The organism is Amycolatopsis sp. NPDC088138 (assembly GCF_044741685.1).
GTDB lineage: Bacteria > Actinomycetota > Actinomycetes > Mycobacteriales > Pseudonocardiaceae > Amycolatopsis.
Window position 1 is genome coordinate 449,557 of the sequence record NZ_JBIUTB010000006.1, and the last position, 20,523, is coordinate 470,079.

Annotated in this window: 23 protein-coding genes; 16 read left to right on the forward strand and 7 right to left on the reverse strand. The window is 73.1% G+C overall.

Annotation, left to right across the window (positions count from 1 at the left end; genetic code table 11):
• Position 1: 1 nt before the first annotated feature.
• Positions 2–769 carry a glycoside hydrolase family 75 protein gene (locus tag ACIOD2_RS33905; protein ID WP_400547444.1) on the reverse strand — a complete coding sequence of 256 codons (768 nt, stop codon included), beginning with the start codon at positions 767–769 and terminating at the stop codon, positions 2–4.
• Positions 770–982: 213 nt separating this feature from the next.
• Here ACIOD2_RS33905 and ACIOD2_RS33910 point away from each other — a divergent pair, with 213 nt between their 5' ends.
• On the forward strand, positions 983–1,120 hold the full coding sequence (locus tag ACIOD2_RS33910; RefSeq protein WP_400547447.1) for a hypothetical protein: 138 nt from the start codon (positions 983–985) through the stop codon (positions 1,118–1,120).
• Between the two features lie 19 nt (positions 1,121–1,139).
• On the opposite strand, the gene ACIOD2_RS33915 is transcribed toward ACIOD2_RS33910, so the two are convergent.
• Entirely contained in the window at positions 1,140–1,688 is a 549-nt protein-coding gene (locus ACIOD2_RS33915) for a TetR/AcrR family transcriptional regulator (RefSeq protein WP_400547450.1), read from the reverse strand.
• Between the two features lie 63 nt (positions 1,689–1,751).
• Here ACIOD2_RS33915 and ACIOD2_RS33920 point away from each other — a divergent pair, with 63 nt between their 5' ends.
• The 3 genes from ACIOD2_RS33920 to ACIOD2_RS33930 all read left to right on the forward strand — a co-directional run bounded on the left by ACIOD2_RS33920 (position 1,752) and on the right by ACIOD2_RS33930 (position 6,484).
• Positions 1,752–2,513 (forward strand): ABC transporter ATP-binding protein, encoded by a 762-nt coding sequence (locus ACIOD2_RS33920; protein WP_400547453.1) that lies wholly within the window; start codon positions 1,752–1,754, stop codon positions 2,511–2,513.
• 1 nt (position 2,514) lies between these two features.
• Positions 2,515–3,840, forward strand: a complete 1,326-nt coding sequence (locus ACIOD2_RS33925) for an FtsX-like permease family protein (RefSeq protein ID WP_400547456.1) — start codon at positions 2,515–2,517, stop codon at positions 3,838–3,840.
• 79 nt (positions 3,841–3,919) lie between these two features.
• Positions 3,920–6,484: an ABC transporter substrate-binding protein gene (locus ACIOD2_RS33930; protein WP_400547459.1), complete on the forward strand. Its 2,565-nt coding sequence runs from the start codon at positions 3,920–3,922 to the stop codon at positions 6,482–6,484.
• A gap of 1 nt (position 6,485) precedes the next feature.
• On the opposite strand, the gene ACIOD2_RS33935 is transcribed toward ACIOD2_RS33930, so the two are convergent.
• The 3 genes from ACIOD2_RS33935 to ACIOD2_RS33945 are packed head-to-tail and all read right to left on the reverse strand — an operon-like array spanning position 6,486 to position 8,112.
• Entirely contained in the window at positions 6,486–6,950 is a 465-nt protein-coding gene (locus ACIOD2_RS33935) for a DUF664 domain-containing protein (RefSeq protein ID WP_400547461.1), read from the reverse strand.
• Entirely contained in the window at positions 6,947–7,372 is a 426-nt protein-coding gene (locus ACIOD2_RS33940) for a heme-binding protein (protein ID WP_400547464.1), read from the reverse strand. The genes ACIOD2_RS33935 and ACIOD2_RS33940 overlap by 4 nt, the downstream gene beginning before the upstream one ends.
• Complete coding sequence (locus tag ACIOD2_RS33945; protein WP_400547467.1) at positions 7,369–8,112, reverse strand: SDR family oxidoreductase; 744 nt, start codon at positions 8,110–8,112, stop codon at positions 7,369–7,371. Before ACIOD2_RS33945 ends, ACIOD2_RS33940 begins: the two co-directional genes overlap by 4 nt.
• Before the next feature lie 87 nt (positions 8,113–8,199).
• Here ACIOD2_RS33945 and ACIOD2_RS33950 point away from each other — a divergent pair, with 87 nt between their 5' ends.
• The 12 genes from ACIOD2_RS33950 to ACIOD2_RS34005 all read left to right on the forward strand — a co-directional run bounded on the left by ACIOD2_RS33950 (position 8,200) and on the right by ACIOD2_RS34005 (position 18,732).
• Positions 8,200–8,577: a winged helix-turn-helix transcriptional regulator gene (locus ACIOD2_RS33950; RefSeq protein WP_400547470.1), complete on the forward strand. Its 378-nt coding sequence runs from the start codon at positions 8,200–8,202 to the stop codon at positions 8,575–8,577.
• A 41-nt stretch (positions 8,578–8,618) separates the two neighbouring features.
• Positions 8,619–11,051: a tetratricopeptide repeat protein gene (locus ACIOD2_RS33955; protein ID WP_400547473.1), complete on the forward strand. Its 2,433-nt coding sequence runs from the start codon at positions 8,619–8,621 to the stop codon at positions 11,049–11,051.
• Between the two features lie 465 nt (positions 11,052–11,516).
• Complete coding sequence (locus ACIOD2_RS33960; protein ID WP_323331595.1) at positions 11,517–11,684, forward strand: hypothetical protein; 168 nt, start codon at positions 11,517–11,519, stop codon at positions 11,682–11,684.
• 67 nt (positions 11,685–11,751) lie between these two features.
• Positions 11,752–12,258 (forward strand): MauE/DoxX family redox-associated membrane protein, encoded by a 507-nt coding sequence (locus tag ACIOD2_RS33965; protein ID WP_400547476.1) that lies wholly within the window; start codon positions 11,752–11,754, stop codon positions 12,256–12,258.
• The gene (locus tag ACIOD2_RS33970) at positions 12,258–12,755 is read left to right on the forward strand and encodes a TlpA disulfide reductase family protein (RefSeq protein ID WP_400547479.1); all 498 of its coding nucleotides are present in this window, start codon (positions 12,258–12,260) and stop codon (positions 12,753–12,755) included. Before ACIOD2_RS33965 ends, ACIOD2_RS33970 begins: the two co-directional genes overlap by 1 nt.
• 2 nt (positions 12,756–12,757) lie before the next feature.
• The gene (locus tag ACIOD2_RS33975; RefSeq protein ID WP_400547482.1) at positions 12,758–14,572 is read left to right on the forward strand and encodes an ABC transporter ATP-binding protein; all 1,815 of its coding nucleotides are present in this window, start codon (positions 12,758–12,760) and stop codon (positions 14,570–14,572) included.
• Positions 14,569–15,000, forward strand: a complete 432-nt coding sequence (locus tag ACIOD2_RS33980; protein ID WP_400547485.1) for a S26 family signal peptidase — start codon at positions 14,569–14,571, stop codon at positions 14,998–15,000. Before ACIOD2_RS33975 ends, ACIOD2_RS33980 begins: the two co-directional genes overlap by 4 nt.
• 229 nt (positions 15,001–15,229) lie before the next feature.
• On the forward strand, positions 15,230–15,640 hold the full coding sequence (locus ACIOD2_RS33985; RefSeq protein WP_400547488.1) for a VOC family protein: 411 nt from the start codon (positions 15,230–15,232) through the stop codon (positions 15,638–15,640).
• 114 nt (positions 15,641–15,754) lie between these two features.
• Positions 15,755–16,366: a dihydrofolate reductase family protein gene (locus tag ACIOD2_RS33990; protein WP_400547491.1), complete on the forward strand. Its 612-nt coding sequence runs from the start codon at positions 15,755–15,757 to the stop codon at positions 16,364–16,366.
• Positions 16,367–16,398: 32 nt separating this feature from the next.
• Positions 16,399–16,722, forward strand: coding sequence for a YciI family protein (locus tag ACIOD2_RS33995; protein WP_400547494.1), 324 nt, complete (start codon positions 16,399–16,401; stop codon positions 16,720–16,722).
• Positions 16,719–17,945: an RNA polymerase sigma factor gene (locus ACIOD2_RS34000; RefSeq protein WP_400547497.1), complete on the forward strand. Its 1,227-nt coding sequence runs from the start codon at positions 16,719–16,721 to the stop codon at positions 17,943–17,945. The genes ACIOD2_RS33995 and ACIOD2_RS34000 overlap by 4 nt, the downstream gene beginning before the upstream one ends.
• A 37-nt stretch (positions 17,946–17,982) precedes the next feature.
• A complete protein-coding gene (locus ACIOD2_RS34005) occupies positions 17,983–18,732 on the forward strand; it encodes an MBL fold metallo-hydrolase (RefSeq protein WP_400547500.1) in 750 nt (249 codons plus the stop codon).
• Here ACIOD2_RS34005 and ACIOD2_RS34010 read toward each other — a convergent pair.
• Positions 18,729–19,610: an NAD-dependent epimerase/dehydratase family protein gene (locus ACIOD2_RS34010; protein ID WP_400547503.1), complete on the reverse strand. Its 882-nt coding sequence runs from the start codon at positions 19,608–19,610 to the stop codon at positions 18,729–18,731. The genes ACIOD2_RS34005 and ACIOD2_RS34010 overlap by 4 nt on opposite strands.
• Positions 19,607–20,503: an alpha/beta fold hydrolase gene (locus ACIOD2_RS34015; protein ID WP_400547506.1), complete on the reverse strand. Its 897-nt coding sequence runs from the start codon at positions 20,501–20,503 to the stop codon at positions 19,607–19,609. Before ACIOD2_RS34015 ends, ACIOD2_RS34010 begins: the two co-directional genes overlap by 4 nt.
• Positions 20,504–20,523 lie beyond the last annotated feature (20 nt).

The following is a 20,523-nucleotide window of genomic DNA, read 5'->3' on the forward strand; positions in this document are numbered from 1 at the left end:
TTCAGAGGCCCATGCCGGCGCCGAGGCTGTCCAAAGCCTTCTGCACCAAGGCCTGGGCGTTGGCGTTCAGCGCGGAGTTCGCGCCGTTCACGACCCAGGACGAGCCGGAGAAGATCACCACGGTCACGCCGTTGTCGACGCCGCCGGTGGTGCCGCTGCTGGGGATGCCGAGCGACGAGGCCGCCTTCACCGACGCCTCACCGAGTTCGCGGGAGTCGTTGTCCGAAGTGGTCTGGTCGTTCCCCGTCTGCGTGTCGCCGAAGATCGCGCCGATCACCTTGCTCTTGTAGAACATCAGCGCGAACTGACGGCCCTTGATGCCGTGCTCCTTGTAGAAGAAGTGCGGGCACGGGCTCTTGCGGTCGTAGCAGTCGTCACCCAGGACGTAGAACGGCACGTGGTGCGCGGCCAGCTGGTCGCCGTTGCTGTCCTGGAAGGTGGTTTCGTCCTGGTGGTCCGGGTCGGAGTCGGGGTCGCTGCCGTCGTCGTCGACGGCCAGGGACGAGCTGTAGGCGTAGACGCCCGACGACACCTGGAACACGTTCACGTTCTGGGAGCGCGTCATGGTGTTGATGTGGGGCTTGGAGTTGACCTTGTTCGCGGTCGTGCTGTTCTTCTGGACGCCGGCCAGCACCTCGGCGGCCGTGTACGTCTTGTCTGCCGTGGCCGGGGAAGCGGTGGCCGCGTCGGCGGCCTTGACGCCGAGCGGCGGCGCGATGAGCGTCAGAGCCGCGGCGGCTACCACGGCGAAGCGTTTGCGGGATGACATGGGCGGGGACCCTCCACTCTTAGTTAGGAAAGTTGCCTAACATAGGGAACCACCTGTGACCCCGGACACGTGAGATTTTTACCAACATTTTGGAGAAATGTTCCGCTCTTCGGGGCACGCCGGGCGCGGGACGCCCCGGGTAGCCCGCGGGAATTCGGGTATCCGACCGGCATGACCTCAGACGAAGAACAACGCCGCCCGGGTGATACCGGTATGTCCGAAGAAGACGAATCCGCCGAGCCCCGGACCCTGGACCGGGGACTGGCCCCGCCGTCGGTCGACCCCGAGATCACGTCGACCGAGCCGCTCGACCGGGGGCTCGCGCCGCCCGACGAGGACCCGGCCGAGTAGCTCGGCCGCCAGACCTGTCTCAGGCTGAACGTCGCGCCGTGTCGGCGCGCACGATGTCGGCGGCGGAGGGGGCGTCGCCGGGCGAGGTGAGCCACTGCAGGGCCGTGCCGACCAGGAGTGAGTAGTAGTGCGCGCCGACGACGCGCACGTCGTCGGGGTCCGCGGCCGGCCCGAGGCCGCCGAAGGCGTTGGCCAGCGCGATCCGCGCCTGGCGCTGGGCCTCGGCCGTCATGGCGCGGACCTGCTCGTCGTGCTGCAGGTAGCTGACGCTTTCGAAGTTCACGAACCACAGCTCCCGGCTCTCCCGGATCGAGCCGATGATCCGCTCCCAGCGCTCTTCGTGGCCGGCCGCCGGCGCGTCGAGGACGGCGAACAGCAGCTCGCCCCACTCCGCGTTGAGGTCGTGCAGCGCGCCGGTGAGCAGCTGGTCCTTCGAGCCGAAGTGGTAGTTGATCGACGCCTGGTTGGCCCCGGAGGCGGCGACCAGGTCGCGCACGGTCGTGCGCGCGTAACCGGTCTTCAGCAGGCACTCACGTGCCGCGGTCAGCAGATTTTCTCGGTGTCCCACCTGTGCTAGCGTATCAGGTAAACGTTCGTTTTAAATATACGTTCGTCACTGGGAGGGGCAGTCATGACCGCACCGATGGTTCGCATCCGGGAGCTGCGCTGCAGGTTCGAGGGGGACGGGGGACCGGTCGACGCCTTGCGCGGCGTCGACCTGGACGTCGCCCGCGGCTCGTTCGCCGCGATCATGGGGCCGTCGGGCTCCGGGAAGACGACCCTGCTGCACTGCGTCGCCGGCCTGCGCGCGCCCACCTCGGGCCGCGTCGAGCTGAACGGCACGGACCTGGCCGGCCTGGACGAAACCGCCCTCGCGCGGATCCGCCGCCGGCGGGCCGGTTTCGTCTTCCAGGCCTTCAACCTGCTGCCGGCGTTGACGGCGGCCGAGAACATCGAGCTCCCGCTGCGGCTCGACGGCCGCCGCGCGGACCCGGGGCGGACGGCGTCCCTGCTCACCTCGGTCGGCCTGGGCGACCGCGGCGCCCACCGGCCCGAGCAGCTCTCCGGCGGTCAGCAGCAGCGCGTCGCGGTCGCCCGCGCGCTGGTCACCGACCCGGAGGTGGTGTTCGCGGACGAGCCGACCGGGGCCCTCGACATCCGCAGCGCGCGCGAAGTGCTCACCCTGCTGCGCCGGCTGTCCGACCGCGGGCAGACCACCATCATGGTCACCCACGACCCGGTGGCCGCGTCCTTCGCCGACACCGTGCTCTTCCTCGCCGACGGCCTGGTCGTCGACCGGCTCGCCCGCCCGTCCGCGGCGGCCGTGGCCCACCGGATGGCGACGCTGGTCGAGTCGGCCGAGCGGGCGGCGAACGTCGCGGGGGTGCGCTGACATGGTTTCCCTGGCACTACGCCTGTTCCGCCACCACCGCGGGAGCGCGGTGGCCACCGGCCTGGTCGCGGTGACCGGCATGGCCCTGGTCGTCGCGATGGCCGCGCTGCTCGGCACCGGGCTGGCCGGCGGCACCGCGGCCGCCGACCGCGCCTTCCTCGTCCAGTTCCCGCTGATCATGGGCGGCTGGGTGGTCGCGATCGTGCTGTTCGCCATGGTCTCGACCATCGGCGTGACGCTCGGCGGCCGGGCCGCCGAGATCCGGGCGCTGCGGCTGACCGGCGCCGAGCCGCGGCAGGTCCGGGTCCTGGTCTCGGTCGAGACGCTGCTGGTCGCCCTGGTGGCCGCGGTACCCGGCCTCGGCGCCGGCTACCTCCTCGGGGCGCTGCTGATGCGGGCCGTCCGGGCCACCGGTCTCATCGCCCCGGTCACGGTCTACGCACCCGGGCCGGTCCTGCCCCTGGGGGCGGTGGTGGTCGTGCTCGCCGCGGCCGCGCTGGCGGCGTGGCTCGGCAGCCGCGCCCCCGCCGGGGCGAGCCCGGTCGCGGCGGCGGAACCGGCCGCGGTCGCCCGGCGGTCCGGACGCGGACGGCGGGTGAGCGCCGCCGTCCTGCTCGTGGCGGGTGCCGGTTCCGCGAGCGCCGTGTTCGCGCTGCCCGCCGACAGCATCGCGACGACCGCGATGACCGGTCCCGCAACGGTCCTGACCGCGATCGGCCTGGCCGTGCTCGCGCCGGAACTCCTCGCCGCCGCGAACGCCGTCGTGCGCCTGGCCGCCCCGCGGTCGCGGGGTGCCGGGACGTACCTGGCCGCGGTCAACCTGGCCGCCGCGCCGGAGCGGACGCGCCCGGTGGTCACGTTCCTCACCCTGCTCGTCGGGGTGTCGGCGGGAACGCTGGCCATGCAAGGGATCGAGAACCGGCACACGGCCGCCGACAGCGTGGCGCGGGTCCTCGCGTCGATCAACTACTTCGTGGTCGTGCTCATCGCGCTGTTCATGGCGATCGCGCTGGCCAACAACCTGATCGCCGCGCTCGGACGGCGGCGGACGGAGTTCGCGGTGCTGGCGCTGCTCGGCTCGACCGGGCGGCAGACCCGCGGCATGGTGCTCCGGGAAACCGCGGTCGCCGCGCTGACGGCGGTGTTCGCCGCCGGTGCCGGTGCGCTGGTCTGCGTGGTGCCGTTCGCCGTCGTGAAGACGGGCAGCGCGGCCGCCGCGTTCGCCGCCGGGCCGTTCCTGCTCAGCGGCGCGCTCGGGCTGGTGGTCGCGCTCGTGGTCACGGCGGTGGCCGGTGGCCGCACGATCCGTGCGGCCGCGCCCGGCTGACCGGAGGTTTATCGATCGGGTGAGGGGAGCCCTGCCTACCGTTGGGCACCCCTTGCACCGATTTTCGGAGGTCTGTCCCGTGCCGGAGAAGCCCGACACCGCGGTGTCGCTCACCCACCGGGCGATCGGGCTCCGGGCCGCGGATCCGGTGCGGGCGCGGGAACTGCTCGGTGTCGCGCTGGCGAAGGACGGCGGCTACGAGCCGGCGTGGCGGTGGCTCGCCGAGCTGGTGGAGACCGACGGCGAACGGCGGTTCTGCCTCGAGCGGGCCTACGAGATCAAAGCCGATCCCGAGACCGGGCGGGCGCTCAAGGCGGTGCGCGCGGTGCCGCCGGCCGCGCCCGCCGAGGTCGCCGACCTGGTGGAGCCGGAGCGGCCGCCGGTGAAGGTCCACACAGGCCGGTCGAAGCGTGGCTGGAAGCGGATCTGGTTCGCGGTCGGCGCGGCGGTGGTCCTGGCCGCGCTGCTGGGGGTGTGGACGGCGGCGGGAGCCGAGCGGGGCGCACCCGTCTACGTCGCGCTGGTGGCCGGGATGACCGGGGACAACGCGGTGACCTCGGCCCACATGGAGCACGCCGTCCGGATGCACCTCGACACCGTGAACGCGGCGGGCGGGATCCACGGGCACCCGGTCGAGCTGCTCGTTTACGACGACGCCGACCGGGTGGACAAGGCGGTCGGGATCGCGGAGGAGATCGTCCGGGAGAACAAGGTCCTCTACGTCGTCGGGCACGGGAGCAGTGACACCGCGCTCGCGGCGTCGCCGATCTACCACCGGGCCCGGATCCCGGCCATCACCCCGTCGGCCAGCTCGTCGCGGATCACCGACGGCAGCGACTGGTACTTCCGCAGCATGTTCGGCAACCGGACGCAGAGCGACTTCCTGTCGGTGTACGCCTCGCACGTGCTGGGCTCGAAGTCCGCGGCCGTCGTCTACGACGATGACGAGGACGGCCGCTCGGCGCACGACACCTTCCAGGAGTCCTTCGGCGAATTCGGCCGGGTGACGGCGGAACTGCCGATCTCCGCCGCGCCGGCGAGCCGGGCCGCGTCGGTCGACGCCGCGGTCGCCGAGCTGAGGACGCACGACCCGCGTGAGCCGATTGTCCTTGCGCTGAAGGAGAAGAGCGGTCTCGAGGTGATCGACCGGCTCCGGTCCGCGGGCGTGACGGCGCCCGTCCTCGGCAGCTCGTCGCTGAGCTCCCGGTCCTTCCACGACGCGTTGACCGGAGCCGAGCGGAGGAGCGGGCGGCCGGGAGCGCTCACCGGGAACCTGTTCATGGCGACACCGCTGGCCCAGGATTCGCTGTCCGGCCCCGCGCAGGTGTGGGCCGACGCCTTCGAACAGCGCTTCGGCGAACGTCCGTTGTGGCAGGCCGCGACGGCCCGGCAGGCGCTGAACGTCGGGCTGCACGCGATGGACGTGGGCGGGCTGGCCTTCGACGAGAACGACCGGGCCGAGGACCGGCAGCGGGTGCGTGACTCACTGGCGTCGTTGAAGGACCGGAAGAACTCCTTCCCCGCGTTGCTGGGGCCGTTGTACTTCAACGCGAGCGGCTCGGCGCAGATGGCCGTGTCGGTGGTGACGAGCGACGGGGCCCGGTTCGTCTCTGCACCCGTCCAGTTCACGATCTACGAACCGCCGTCCGGGGACGCGCTGAAGGCGGGACTGGCGGACGGCGAGGTCATCGCGGTCAAGAACCGGTACCTGAGCCGGCGCCAGGTGGTGGCGACCGGCATCAACCTCAACGAGGTCCGCGACCTCGACACGACCGACGGAACGTACTTCGTCGACTTCTTCGTCTGGCTGAAGTACACCGGCAACGACGGTGCGGCCGACGTGCAGTTCGTCAACGCCGTCAAACCCGACCTGAAGCTGGGGGAGCCGCTGCGCGACGTCACCGAGGACGGGCACACCTACCGGCTCTACCGGGTGGCCGACCGGTTCAAGAGCAGCTTCGAGTTCCACGACTTCCCGTTCGACCACCAGCGGCTCACCGTGCTGCTGCAGAACCGGACGCAGACCGCGGACCAGGTCTCCTACGTGACGGACAAGGAGATCCTCGACCAGGACCCGAGCGCCTACTTGCGCAGCGGTGCCGACGCCGAGGCGACCATCAACCAGGTCCCGAACTGGGTCGCGTCGTCGGTGCACTTCTTCCGGCAGACGGTCGGCAGCAGCGACGCACTGGGCGATGGTCAGGCGGCGGGTGCGGTCACGGGGATCTACTACAGCCAGTACGCGGCCGAGATCGAGATCCAGCGGGACACGCTGCCGTTCCTGATCAAGAACCTGCTGCCGCTGATCCTGCTGATCTGCGTCACGTACCTGTCGTTGTTCTTCAAGGCCGCCGACGGCAGCGCGCCGGTGTCGATGGGCGTGACCGCGATCCTCAGCACCGCGGTGCTGCTGAACAACGTGACGTCGCAGCTCCCGTCGGTCAGCTACATCGTGGCGCTCGAATGGGGTTACTACGCGTTCATCCTGCTGGCCGCCGGCTGTGTGCTGATCGCGATGCTGCGCAAGCGTTTCGCCACCCTGAAACGGGACGACGCGGAACAGACCCTGCGCCGGGCGGCCCGCATCGGCTACCCGGTCTACCTGCTCGGCATCGTGGCCGTCTTCATGGTCGCCTTCGGGTGAGCTATCCGTGCTGTGCCAGCAGGACGTCCCGGGTCAGTTCGAGGTGCCCGCGGTGCTGGGCGAGCTCTTCGTAGACGTGCAGCAGGGCCATGCCCTGGTTCGCGCCGATCGGGGTGTCGCGGTACTTCGGCGGGGCTTCCCGGCGGCACGGGTCCGACGGGACGGCCGCTCGTACGTCGTCCGCGAACCGGTCGCGGACGGCGTGCAGCCGTTCGACCAGTCCGGAAACCGTTCCGGTGGCGGTGAATTCCGCCGCACGGTCGCGCGGCACGTCACGGCCGCCGACGATCTGGCCGCCCCAGAAGGACACCACGCCGAGGCAGTGGTTGACGATCCCGTACGGCGAGTTGGCGCCCGGCAGGTCCGGGCGCCGGTTCGCCAGGTCGTCGCCGAGCCCGGTGAGCACGGCGGCCATGCCGTCCAGCGCGCGGTCGACGAAGTGCAGGTACCCCTCCGCGGTGATCACGCGGGCGAGCGTACCGCCGGGTGGCCCAGCACCTCGGCGACAGCGGCTTCGACGACGGCGAGGTCCTGCTCCCCGGTGCCGCCGCTCGCGCCGAAGCCCCCGGTGACCACGCCGTCCTCGACGATCGGCAGTCCGCCCTTGCCGAGCATCACCCGGCCGCCGGTGGCCACGCTGATCGACGTCGTGAACTGGACCCGGCCGTCGAACACCGCGGCGACCTCGGCCGACGGGCGGGCGAACGCCGCGGCGGTGTACGCCTTCCCGATCGCCACCTCCGTCAGCGGGAACGGGGTGCCGTCCGCCCGCGCGAACGCCACCAGCGCGCCGCCGGCGTCGACCACGGCGATCGCCATCGGCACCGGCGCTTCCGCGCGGGCCGCCTGCACCAGCGCCAGCGCGACTTCGAGGCGCACTCCGGTCATGACGCACTCCTCGTCAGGCCGCCGTCGACGTAGGTGGTCGTGCCCGTCACGTACGAGGCGCGGGGCGAGGCCAGGAACGCGGCGACGTCGGCGAACTCCCGGACGGTTCCCCAGCGCCCCAAGGGGATCTCCTCGGCCAGGTGCGGCGGTACCCCGTCCGGGTACAGGACGTCCCGGCGCGGGGTGGCGATGCGTCCCGGCGCCAGGGTGTTGACGGTGATCCCGGTCGGTCCCAGCTCGGCCGCCAGTGTCTTCAGGTACCCGTGGATCCCCGGCCGGACCGCGTTGGACGCGGCCATCAGCGGCGTGGGCTCGCGGACCCCGTTCGTCGTGATCGCCAGGATCCGCCCGCTCGTGCTCCGGCGCAGGTGCCCGACGCTCGCGTGGACCAGGCGGACGAGCGGGAGCAGCACCAGCTCGGCGGCCGCGACCACGTCCTCGGCCGTCAAGCCCACCGCGCTGACCGGACGCGGCCCGCCGCCGTTCCACAGCACGATGTCCAGCCCGCCGAAGCGCTCCACGGTCTCCGTGACCACGCGCGCGGGTTCGTCCGGCCGGCTCAGGTCCGCCGGGACCGCGTGCGCGCCGAGCCTCGCGGCGTGTCCGGCCAGGACGTCCGCGCGTCTCGCGGTCAGGACGACGTTGGCGCCCTCCTCCGCCAGGACCTCCGCGATGCCCAGGCCCATGCCGGACGACGAGCCGCTGACGAGGGCGGTCCTGCCCTTCAGCTCCAGGTCCACGGCGCTCCTCCTTCGTCCCGCTCCCTCATGCGGGCGAAGGTATCTTCGGGATGTCGGTATCTTCAACGAAACCAGGAGGAACCGGGCATGGGCACAGCTCACGACCGGCTCGCCGCCCGGTGCCCGAGCCGGGACGTGCTCAACCGGGTCGGTGCGCGCTGGGTGCCGACCGTGCTCAACGCCCTGGACGCGGGTCCGATGAGGTTCACCGAGCTCAAGAAGGTCGTCGAGGGCGTGACCGCCAAGGCGCTGACCGAGACGCTGCGCGCCCTGGAGTACGACGGGATCGTCGACCGGGTGGAGACGCCGTCCGTGACCCCGCCGAAAGTGGACTACTCGCTGACGCCGCTCGGGCGTTCGCTGTTCGAGGCGCTCTCCCCGGTGCGGGAATGGGCCGAGCAGCACGTCGGCGACATCGCGGAGGCGCGCCGCCGGTATTCGCAGCCGGAGGGTCACCTTCGGTAATCCGTGGTCGTGGCGGCGGATCGCGGCCACCATAGGGCGTCATGGCGTTCACCGAACCACCTGATCCCGGCCAGGCGCGCACGCTGGCCGAGCTCATCACCCGGTTGCGGCTGCTCAAGGCGTGGGCGGGCGGCCCGTCGTACGCCCAGATCGCCGACGGGGTGAACCGGCTCTGGACGGCGGCCGGGCGCCCGGCCGCCGAGCGGACGGCCCGCACGACCGTCGCCGACTGCTTCAACACCGGCCGCGCGCGGCCCAACACCGATCTGGTGCTGGCCGTCGTCGAGGTACTGCACCCGGACCCGGGTTACGTCGCCCACTGGCAGGACATGCTGCGGGTGGTCCGCAGCCGCGCGGAGGCGGCGACCTTCGTGCAGGCCCAGCTCGGCCTGCCCGAGGCGATCCCGCACTTCACCGGGCGCCGGGCGGAGCTCGCGCGGCTGTGCGCGGTGCTCGGCGACGCCGCGGGCGGGCAGGCGTCGGCGATCGCGGGCATGGCCGGGGTCGGCAAGACCGGGCTGGCCGTGCACGCCGGCCACGAGCTGCTGCGCGCCGGCCGGTTCGACAACGCGCTTTTCGTGAACCTGCGCGGGTTCCACCCCGACCCCGGCCGGCCGCCGGTGGATCCGGCCGCGGTGCTCGACTCCTTCCTGCGGCTGCTCGGCGTGCCCGGGCACGCCGTGCCCGCCGACCTGCCGGGCAAGGAGCGGGTCTACCGGGAGCGCTCGGCCGGGCGGCGGCTGCTGGTCGTCCTCGACAACGCGCACAGCGAGGAGCAGGTCCGGCCGCTGCTGCCCGACGAGCGGGGCGGGCCGGTGCTCGTCACCAGCCGGCTGGTGCTGCCCGGGCCGGCCGGTGCGGCGCACCTGCGGCTGGACGTGCTGAGCCCGGACGAGGCGCTGGCCTACCTGCGGCGGACCGTCGGCTCGGAGCGCGTCGACCAGGAGCCCGGCGTGGCCCGGCGGATCACCGCCGAGCTCGGCCGGCTGCCGCTCACGCTGAACCTCGCCGCGTTGCGGATGACCGCGCCCGCGCACCGGTCGTGGCTGCTGGCCGACCACCTCGAGCGGCTCGAACAGCGGCGGGCGCACCTGCGCCTGGACGACGCCGTGGACGCGTCGATCAGCCTGTCCTACGACCACCTCGGCGAGCCGGAACGGCGGGCCCTGCGGCTGCTCGCGCTGCACCCGGGCGCGGACCTGGACGTCCACGGCATCGCCGCGCTCACCGGTACCGGCCTGGCGGAGGCGACCCGGGCCGCGGACCGGCTCGTCGCGGCGAGCCTGGTGCGGCGCCGGGAGGTGGACCGGTTCGAGCTGCACGACCTCATCCGCGCGTTCGGGATGGCGCGGGCCGAGGACGAGGACGTCGCCTCCGGCCGGAGAGCCGCGCTGGCGCGGCTGCTCGACTACTACGCGTTCGCGTCCGCCGCCGCGATGGACCACTACGCGCCGCGCGTGCGGGACCACCGGCCGCACGTGCCGGACCCCGGCCTGCCGATCCCGCCGCTGACCGACCGTGAGTCGGCGGCGGCGTGGCTGGAAGCCGAACGGGCCAACCTGGTCAGCGCCGGGCTCCACGGGGTGGCGTCGGGGCACGCGGGACTGCTGTCGCGGATCCTGTTCCGGTACCTGCAGACCGGCGGTTACATCCGGGAGGCGCTGGCGCTGCACACGAGCGCGATGGAGTCGGCGGACCCGGTCGCCCGCGGGCACGCGCTGGTGAGCCTCGGCGCCACCCACAGCCAGGTCGGCCGCTACGACGTCGCGACGCGGTTCGCCGAACAGGCCCTGGACTGCTTCCGCGGCGCCGAAGACCGCTCCGGCGAGTGCCGGGCGCTCGGCACGCTGGGCGCGATCGCCTCCTGGAACGCCGACTTCGCGCGCTCGGCGGGCTTCCTGCGGGGAGCGCTGAGCCTGGCCCGCGAGATCGGCGCCCGGGCGGGCGAACGCACCGCGCTCACCAACCTCGGGTACGTCTACGGCCGGCTGGGCCGGTACGCCGAGGCGCTGGAGAGCCACACGAAGGCGCTCGCCATCGACCAGCAGACCGGCGACCTGAGCGACATGGGCCGCACCCTGCTCAACATCGGCGACACGCACCTGCGCACCGGCCGGCACGAGGAAGCGTGCGGCTTCTTCCACCGCGCGACGGCCATCGCCGAGCAGGCGGCCGACCGGGACCTGCACCTGGAAGCGCTGCTGTGCCTCGCGGACGTGTCCCTGGAGCTCGGCCGCACCGGCCACGCCCGGACCGCGCACGAGTCCGCCGTCGCGATGGCCGCGGAGCTCGGCATCCTGCACCAGGCGGCCCGCGCGCACCTCGGCCTCGCCCGCGCCCTGACGGCGATGGGCGACCCGGTGCGGGCCCGGCACCACTGGCTCACGGCCCGTGAGCACCACCGCGAGCTGGGCCTGCCGGACCCGGAGGAGATCACCGCGGACGCCGGCCGCCCGGTCACAACCGGCGGCTGACGCCGCGGGCTCGCCCCCCCGCGTGTCGACCCCCCAATCACGCGTGTCGACCCTCTGATCACGTGTGTCGACCCTCCAAACACGCGCGCCGACGCCCCAATCACGTGTCGACCCTCCAATCACGCGCGCCGACGCCCCAATCACGTGTGTCGACCCTCCAAACACGCGCGTCGACCCCTCAAGCACGTGTGTCGACCCTCCGATCACACCTAATGCTTCGCCCGGGCGAATTTCCGCGCACCGGGCTTCGGGCTCGTGTGATTGAAGGGTCATCACCTGTGATCGGGACGCCGACACACGTGATTGGGGGGTCGACACGGCGACGGGGCCCCGCGCGGTGGGCGTCCGGGTTCGTCCGGGATTGCTGCCGTCGGGGGGCAGCGGCGGCGATGCTCGCGGCCGGTGCGGGACGAGCGAAAGCGGCTCCGCACCTGGCCGGACATTCACTCCTCGAAGGGAGACACCATGCGGCGCCTCGTTGACCGCGTGCTCGACCGGATCGTGCCCAACGCCCAGGCCTCCGCCTGTGCGGGCGGCTACTTCTGCAACAGCGCGGGCCACCCCGGGTACTGGTACCGGTTCTGTTGCCCGCAGACCGGCTGCGAATGGTCCAAGGTTCGCAGCACCTGCTGACCCGGTCCCGGACGCACCGGGCGGTGCCCGCGGCAAGCGGGCACCGCCCGGCGAGGGAAGGAGTGACATGGAGTACCTCCGTGCGGCGTGCGCGGCGCTGATCGCCGTGGTGTTCGCCGCCTCGTCGTTGTCGAAGGTCCGGGACTTCCGCGGGTTCGCGCGGTCGGTGCCCGCGCTGGTGCCGATGCCCGCGGACGCGGTCGTGCCCGTGTCGGTGGCCGTCGTGGTCGCCGAAGCGGGCGCCGCGGTGCTCGTGGTCGTGCCGGCCACCGCGACCGCGGGTTTTCTCCTCGCTTCGCTGCTGCTACTGGCTTTCGCCGCCGCCATCGGCACCGCCCTGCGCCGCGGGCGGCCCGCGGCGTGCCGCTGCTTCGGCGCGGCCGACACCCCGGTCGGCCCGCGGCACCTGGCCCGCAACACCCTGCTGCTCTGCTTCGCCGTCGTCGGCGCGCTCGCGCCGGGTGGCCTGCCCTCCGTCGCCGGGGCCGCCGTCGCGGTCGCGGCGGGCGGGGCGGTGGCCGTACTCGTCATCGCGATGGACGACATCGCCGTCGTGTTCGCAAGGAGTTCCTGATGCTCGTCCTCGTCGCCGCCCTGGTGCTGGTCGGCCTGGTGTGCCTGCTGAACCTGCTCCTGACCGTCGGGATCCTGCGCCGGATGCGCGCTCAGGCCACGACGGGTTCCCCCTTCGCGCTGCGGCCCGGTTCGGCCGTCGGCGAGTTCGCCGCCACCACGACCGAAGGCGAGTCCCTCACCGCCGCGGGGCTGGACGGCACGGTGGCGTTCTTCTCCGCTGACTGCCCGGCCTGCCACGACACCCTCCCGGACTTCCTCGCCTACGCCCGCGAACAGGGCCGCGACCGCGTCCTGGCCGTCGTCGGCGGGGACGACGCCGAAACCGTGCGCGCGCTCGCCGAGGTCGCGCGGGTGGTGCCGGCGGAGCTCGACGGCGGCCCGGTCGCCGCCGCGTTCCGCAACACCTGGACGCCCGCGCTGTACGTCGTGGCCGACGGGCGGGTGGTCGCGACCGCGGGCCGGGTGCACGAGCTGACCGTGCCCGCCGGGCGGTGACGGTGCGCCAGACGGACCGGCGGATCGGCGCGGACCAGGTGCGGGCGGCGGGCGCGGCCGCCGCCGTGCTCCTGTGGCGGTCCGGCCCGGCGCGGCTGACCGGGCTGCTGGTGATGACGGCGGCGGCCGCCACCGCGCCCATCGCCACCGCCTGGCTGACCAAGCTCGTCCTCGACCGGCTCGTCTCGCGCACCGGCGCGGTCGGCGGCCTCGCCGTGGCGCTCGCCGTCGCCGGGCTCGCCGTCGCCGCGCTGCCCGTGGTGGCCCACTTCGTCCGGGCGCAGATCGGCCGCGCGGCGAGCACCGTCGCCACCGACGGGCTGTTCGCCGCGCTGGGCCGCCAGGTCGGGTTGCGCACCTTCGAAAACCCCGCCTACCAGGACCGGTTGCGGCTGGCGCAGGAGAGCTGCGGGCGGATGCCGGAGATCGTCGACGGCGTCGGCGGCACGCTCAGCGGGACGCTTTCCCTGGTCGGGTTCCTCGGTTCGCTGTTCGTGCTGAGCCCGGCGATGACCGGCGTCGTGCTGGCCGCCGCGATCCCCGCGCTGCTCGCCGAGCTCCTGCTGGCCCGGCGCCGCGCCGCGGTGGAATGGCGCGTCGAGCGGTTCACCCGGCGCGAGTTCTTCTACAGCCAGCTGCTCACCGGGATCCCCGCCGCGACCGAGATCCGGCTGTTCGGCATCGGGGCGTTCCTGCGCGCGCGGCTGATGGACGAGCGCCGCAGCGCCAACGACGCCCAGCGCCGCATGGACGAACGCGAGCTGCGGACCATGGGCGGCCTGACGGCGCTGAGCGCGGCGGTCGCCGGTACGGGGCTGTGGTGGGCGATCACGTCGGCGCGCGACGGGTCGCTCAGCGCCGGCGACGTGTCGATGTTCGTGGCCGCCGTCGCCGGGGTGCAGGCCGCGCTGGGCACGCTGGCGTCGTCGATCGCCAACGGCCAGGCCCGGCTGCTGTCGTTCGCGCACTACGTCGCCGTGGTCCGCGCGGAACCCGATCTGCCGAGCGGCTCCGGCGACGCGGCACCCGCGTTGCGGCAGGGGCTCGAGCTGCGCGACGTGTGGTTCCGCTACAGCGACGACCACCCGTGGGTGCTGCGGGGGGTGGACCTCACCATCCCGCACGGTGCGGCGGTCGCCCTCGTCGGCCTCAACGGCGCGGGCAAGAGCACGCTCGTGAAGCTGTTGTGCCGCATGTACGACCCGACGCGCGGGCGGATCCTCTGGGACGGCGTCGACCTGCGCGCAATCCCGCCCGCGCTGCTGCGCGAGCGGATCAGCGCCGTGTTCCAGGACCACATGAACTACGACATGACCGCGGCCGAGAACATCGGGCTCGGCGAGCTGGCCGCGATGAACGACCGGGCCCGGCTGGTGGACGCCGCGACGCGGGCGGGCGCGCACGACCGGATCGCCGCTCTGCCACGGGGTTACGACACGCCGCTCACCCGGATCTTCGAGATCGGCGAGGACACCTCGACCGGGGTGGTGCTCTCCGGCGGGCAGTGGCAGCGGCTGGCGCTGGCCCGCTCGCTCGTCCGGGAGGGCCGCGACCTGATGATCCTCGACGAGCCCAGCTCCGGTCTCGACCCGGAGGCCGAGCACGAGGTGCACGCGCGCATCCGCGAGCACCGGCGAGGCCGGACGAGCCTGCTCATCTCGCACCGGCTGAGCGCGGTGCGCGACGCCGACCGCATCGCCGTGCTCGAGGACGGCCGGGTCAGCGAACTGGGCACGCACGACAGCCTGCTCGCCGACGGCCGCGGCTACGCCCGCCTGTTCCGCCTGCAGGCCGACGGTTACCAGGCCGTGCCGTGAAGGTGCTGGTGCTCCTCGGACTGCTGGCGGCGGGCAGCGCCGTCGCGGCGCGGCGGGGGCTGATCCTGACCACAGTGGACGGTGCGAGCATGGCCCCGGAACTGGCGTCCGGCGACCGGGTCCTGGTGCGCCGGACCCGCCGCCCGCGGCGCGGCCAGGTGGCGCTGCTGCGCTACCCGCGGCTGCCGAGCGGGGCGCCGACGGGGGAGCAGCTGCTGCTCAAGCGCGTCGTGGCGGTGGCGGGCGACCACCTCCCGGCGGACTGGGGCGACCCGGACGTCCACGGCCTCGCGGGCGCGGTGGTCCCATCCGGCTGCGCCGTCGTCCTGGGCGACAACCGGCCGACCAGCTGGGACTCCCGACACTACGGCTTCGTGCCGCGGGACCGCCTGGTCGGCGTGGTGCTGCGGCACGTCTCCCGTCCGTGACGGGAGCCCTTGGTACGACGTGCACGCCATCGCCCGGCTCGAACTCGTGCGGACCCTGCGCGGCCTGGACGCCATCCGCCGCGTGCCGGCCGCGGGAACCACCTGGCCGGACCTGCGGCTGGTCGAGGACCGGCTGCGGCGGTGGTCCACGAACGGCCGGCCGCCGCACCGCGGCAGGACCCCGCCTGACGGTCGCCGCGGAGGGGGGCCCGCGGCTAGCGTGACCGGCATGGACATCACCATTCACACGACCGTCCTCCCGCACGACGACCCCGACGCGTCGCTGGCGTTCTACCGCGACGTCCTCGGCTTCGAGGTCCGCAGCGACGTCGGGAGGGGCGCGATGCGCTGGATCGCCGTCGGGCCGCCCGGGCAGCCCGGCACGTCCATCCTCCTGGCGCCCCCGGCCGCCGACCCCGGCGTCACCGAGGACGAGCGCCGCACCATCGCCGAGATGATGGCCAAGGGCACCTACGGCTGGATCATGCTCGCCACCCCCGACCTCGACGCCACCTTCGACAAGGTGCAGGCCGCGGGCGCCGAGGTCGTCCAGGAGCCGATCGAGCAGCCCTACGGCGTCCGCGACAGCGCGTTCCGCGATCCGGCCGGCAACCTGGTCCGCATCCAGGAAGTGCGCTGAGCGGAAAGTTCTCCGAAAAGAATCTCGGCTGCCCTGTCGGATCGGGTCGGGGGTGTTCGTAGCAGGGGTGAGGCCGCCCGCACGGGGCGGCGCCGAGGCGAAGGAACCGCGATCATGAAGCTGACGACCGTCACCCAGATGACCATCGACGGAGTTACGCAGGGCAACGGCGGCGCGTCGGAGGAGGACCGCCGGAACGGGTTCGAGCGCGGTGGCTGGGCCCCGGGGGCGGGCGACGACGACACCCGGGCGTTCATCACCCGGACCTACCAGCGCGCCGACGCGTTCCTGTTCGGACGGCGGACCTACGACCTGTTCGCCGGCTCCTGGGGGTCGGTCGAGCAGATGCGCGCCCACCCCATCGGCGCGGCGTTGAACGCGGCCCCCAAGTACGTCGCCTCGACCACGCTCACCGAGCCGGGCTGGGAGGGCACGACCGTCCTCTCCGGCGACCTCGCGGCCGCCGTCGCGGAGCTGAAGGCCAAGCCCGGGGGTGAGCTGCAGGTGCACGGCAGCAGCGTCCTGACCCGGTGGCTGCTGGCGCACGGCCTGGTCGACGAGATGATCCTGATCGTCGTCCCGGTGGTCCTCGGCCAGGGCGCGCGGCTGTTCCCGGACGCCGGCCCGGACCTCGCGCTCGAGGTGGTCGAGTCGCGAGTGGACTCGAAGGGCGTCACGATCCAGGTGCTCCGCCCGGCCGGGCGCCCGAAGTACGCGGGAAACTGACGCACACCACGACCACAGGAGAGGATTTTCGGATGCGGTACCTGGTTTCCGTGATCGACGACAAGGACAACCCCGGCAGCGCGGACCGGCAGCCCGACATCAGCGTGTTCAACGAACGCCTGATCGCGGACGGCCACTGGGTCTTCGCGGGCGGCCTGGCCGACACGACCACGGCCACGGTCGTCGACAGCCGCGGCGGGGAGGCGGTGGTCACCGACGGGCCCTTCCTCGAGTCCAAGGAGTACCTCGCCGGTGTCTGGGTGTGGGAGGCCCCCGACCTGGACGTGGCGCTCGAGCTCGCCGCCGAGGCGTCGAAGGTCTGCGACCGCAAGATCGAGGTGCGGCCGTTCCAGTGAGCGAAATCGAGGAGGCGATCACCCACGCCCACCACGAGGAGTGGGCCCGGGTGGTCGCCGCGCTGGCCCGGCGGTTCGGTGATCTCGACGTCGCCGAGGAGGCGGCCGCCGAGGCGTTCGCGACCGCCGTCGAGCGGTGGCCCGCCGACGGCGTGCCCCCCAACCCCGGCGCCTGGCTGACCACCACCGCCACCCGCAAGGCCATCGACCGGATCCGGCGCGAGAACAAGCGCGACGACAAGCACCAGGAGGCTCAAATGGTCCACGACGACGAACCGCACGAGCCCCTCGGCGTCATCGACGACGACCGGCTCCGGCTGATCTTCACCTGCTGTCACCCGGCGCTGGCGATGGAATCCCGCCTGGCGCTGACGCTGCGCATGGTCGGCGGCCTGACCATGCCCGAGATCGCCCGCGCCTTCCTGGTCGCCGAAAGCGCCATGGGGCAGCGGATCACCCGCGCGAAAGCGAAGATCAAGGCGGCGGGCATCCCGTACCGCGTGCCGTCCGCCGCGGACCTCCCGGCGCGCGTCTCCGGCGTGCTCGCCGTCCTGTTCCTCGTGTTCAACGAGGGTTACCTGGCCACCGGCCCCGGCACCGACCCGGTGCGGCACGAGCTGACCGCCGAGGCGATCCGGCTCACCCGGCTGATCCGTGTCCTCCTGCCGGCCGACGGCGAGGTGGCCGGACTGCTGGCCCTGATGCTGCTCACCGAGGCCCGCCGCCCGGCCCGCGTCTCGGCCGGTGGCGAGCTGGTCACCCTCGACGAGCAGGACCGCGGGGCCTGGGACACGGCGCTGATCGCCGAAGGGCACCGGCTGGTGCGCGAGCGCCTGGCCGCCGGGGTGGCCCCGGGCCGCTACCAGATCCTCGCCGCGATCAACGCCGTGCACACCTCCGCCCGCGACATCCGCGACACCGACTGGTCGCAGGTCGTGGCCCTCTACGACCAGCTCGTCCGCGTCGACCCCTCGCCGGTCGTCGCCCTCAACCGGGCCATCGCGGTCGCCGAGCTCGACGGCCCGGACGTGGCGCTGGCGGCCGTCGACCGGCTCGAGGACAAGCTGGCCGGCTACCACGCCTACCACGCCACCCGCGCCGATCTCCTGCGCCGGCTGGGCCGGAATGGACCGTCGCGAGCGGCCTACGACCAGGCCATCGAGCTGGCCGGCAACACCGCCGAGACCGCCGCCCTGACCCGCCGCCGCGACCAGCTGGGGTAGCCGTGCGCCGGACGCGGCCACCTGACAGGCTGAGCCGATGCTGAAGCAGGTGGCCGACGGCGTTTGGGTCCGGCAGAGCGAGTGGGTCTGGAGCAACGCCGTCGTGGTGCGCGGGGAAACCGGGCTGGTCGTGGTCGATCCCGGCATCAGCGGGGACGACCTGGGCGAGCTGGCCGACGAGGTGGACCGGCTCGGGGTTCCGGTGGTGGCCGGGTTCTCGACCCATCCGCACTGGGACCACCTGCTGTGGCACTCCCGGTTCGGTGACGTGCCGCGGTACGCCACCGCCGCCAACGCCCGGATCGCCGGGGAAGCCCGCGAGCGGGCGCAGGCGATGGCGGAGCAGACCGCGCCGGGCATTCCGCTCGAGCTGATCGGCCTGCTCACGCCGGTGCCCGCGGACGGGGGACCGATCCCGGGCGAGATCATCGAGCACGACGCCCACGCCGCCGGCCACGCCGCGATCCTGCTCGCGGACCGCGGCGTGCTGGTGGCCGGGGACATGCTTTCCGACGTGCTGATCCCGCTGCTCGACGCCCGCCGTCCCGGTCAGGTGGACGCCTACGAATCGGCGCTCGACCGGTTCGAAACGGTCCTCCGGCAGGTCGACGTCGTGGTGCCGGGGCACGGCGCCGTCGCCGCCGGGCCCGAGGTGGCGGCCCGGCTGGCCGCCGATCGCGCGTACCTCGACGCGTTGCGGCGGCGTGTGGATCCGGTGGACGCTCGTCTCGAGCAGGACTGGCTTTCCGTTCCCCACCAGGCGAATCTGGCCCAGGTCCGGCCTTAAGCGGCCGCCAGTTCCCGGAGCCGCGGTTCGCCGATCATCGTGAGCATGTCGGTGTGCTCGGGGCGCCAGCCGAGTTCGGCGCGGGAGCGCGGTGCGCGGCCGCGGCTGGACGCGCCGAGGACGAGCGCGCCGAACTCGCCCCACACGGTGACCGCCTCGCCGGGCGTGAGGCTGCGCGTCGGGCACCCGACGTCGCGCGCGACGGCTTCGGCGATCCACCGGTTCGGTGTCTCCCCGGCGACGGCGTGGTAGAGCGCACCGGCGGTTCCGTTGGCCAGTACCGAGGCGAAGAGCCGGGCGACGTCGGCGACGTGCACGTGGGAGTAGGTGTTGAGACCGTCGCCGACGTAACACGCGGCCCCGGTGCGAGCGACCGATTGGTAGATCATCGGCACGTGGCCGTGGTCGCCGGGCCCCCAGATCAGGCCCGGCCGGACGACCATCGCGCGGACCCCCCGGCCGGCGGCGGCGCGGACCGCGTCTTCGGCGGCGAGCCGGCCGGCGGCCAGCGGCTCCACGGTGAAGGGGTCGTCTTCGGCGAAGGAGTCTTCGCTCCACGCTCCGGCGGTGCGCTGGAGGTGGACACCGCTGCCGGAGGTGAACACGAAGGTTTTGCCGGTGCCCGCGACGGCGTCGAGGAGTTCGGTCACCATCGCCTGCTCCACGTCGGGCGCCGGCTGCGCGGCGAAGACCACGGCGTCGGCCTCGGCCACGCCGGTGTCCAGGTCGCCCCGCAGGACGCGGATTCCTTGCGCTGTCAGGGTTTTGACGGCGTCGTCGGAGCGGGCCAGGCCGGTCACGACGTGGCCTTCGGTGCCGAGGTGGCGGGCGACGGCGCCCCCGACGAACCCGGTGGCGCCGATGACCAGGACCCTCATGCGGGCAGGACCTTGCCGTCCAGGTAGTCGCGTAGCGTGCGCACGAACCATTCCGGCGCTTCTTCGGCGACGAAGTGCCCGGTGGGGGCCACGAGTCCGGTGAGGTTTTCGACGTGGGGGCGCAGCGCCTCGGTGGTCTGGTCGCCGACGGAGTCCCGGCCGCCGATGGAGAGCACCGGCACGGTCACCGGGCCGGCGGCCAGCGCCGCGCGGTTTTCCCGGCCGTCCTCGAGCAGCGTGCGGTAATGCCCGAAGCCGCCGCGAAGGTGATCGCGCCCGCGGTAGGTGTCGGCGTAGTAGGCGAGTTCCTCGTCGGTGAACTTCGACGTGGTGCGCAGGGCGGTGAACGTCGCGGTGACGAACTCGAGCTCGTGGCCGTCGAACAGCATCTCCGGGATCTGCGGGGCCATGAAGAGACCGAAGTGCCACGAGCCGCCGGTGACGACGTTCATCGACGCCTCCAGGTCGACGCCCGGCAGATAGGCGTCGAGCAGCACGACCGCGGCGACGTCTTCGGGCCGGTGCAGCGCCCAGGCGAAGGCGATCATGCTGCCGATGTCGTGCCCGACCACCACGACGGGCCCGGTCAGCCCGAGCGCCGTGACGAGGCCGCGCATGTCGTCGGCCTGGTTGGCTTTCGTGTAGCCGCCGTCCGGGCGCTCGCTGGCGCCGGTGCCGCGCAGGTCGGGCACGAGCACGGTGTGGTGCTCGGCGAGGGCGGGCATGACCTGGGCCCACGCGCGGCCGGTCTGGGGCCAGCCGTGCAGCAGGACCACGAGCGGTCCGCGGCCGCCGACCGCGGCGGAGAGGCGGACGCCGTTGGTCTCCGCGGTGCGGATCTCGAAGCCGGGCGGCAGCCAGGCGGGAACGATATCGGTACTGGGTAAGGACATGGTGCTCCTGTCGTGGTGGG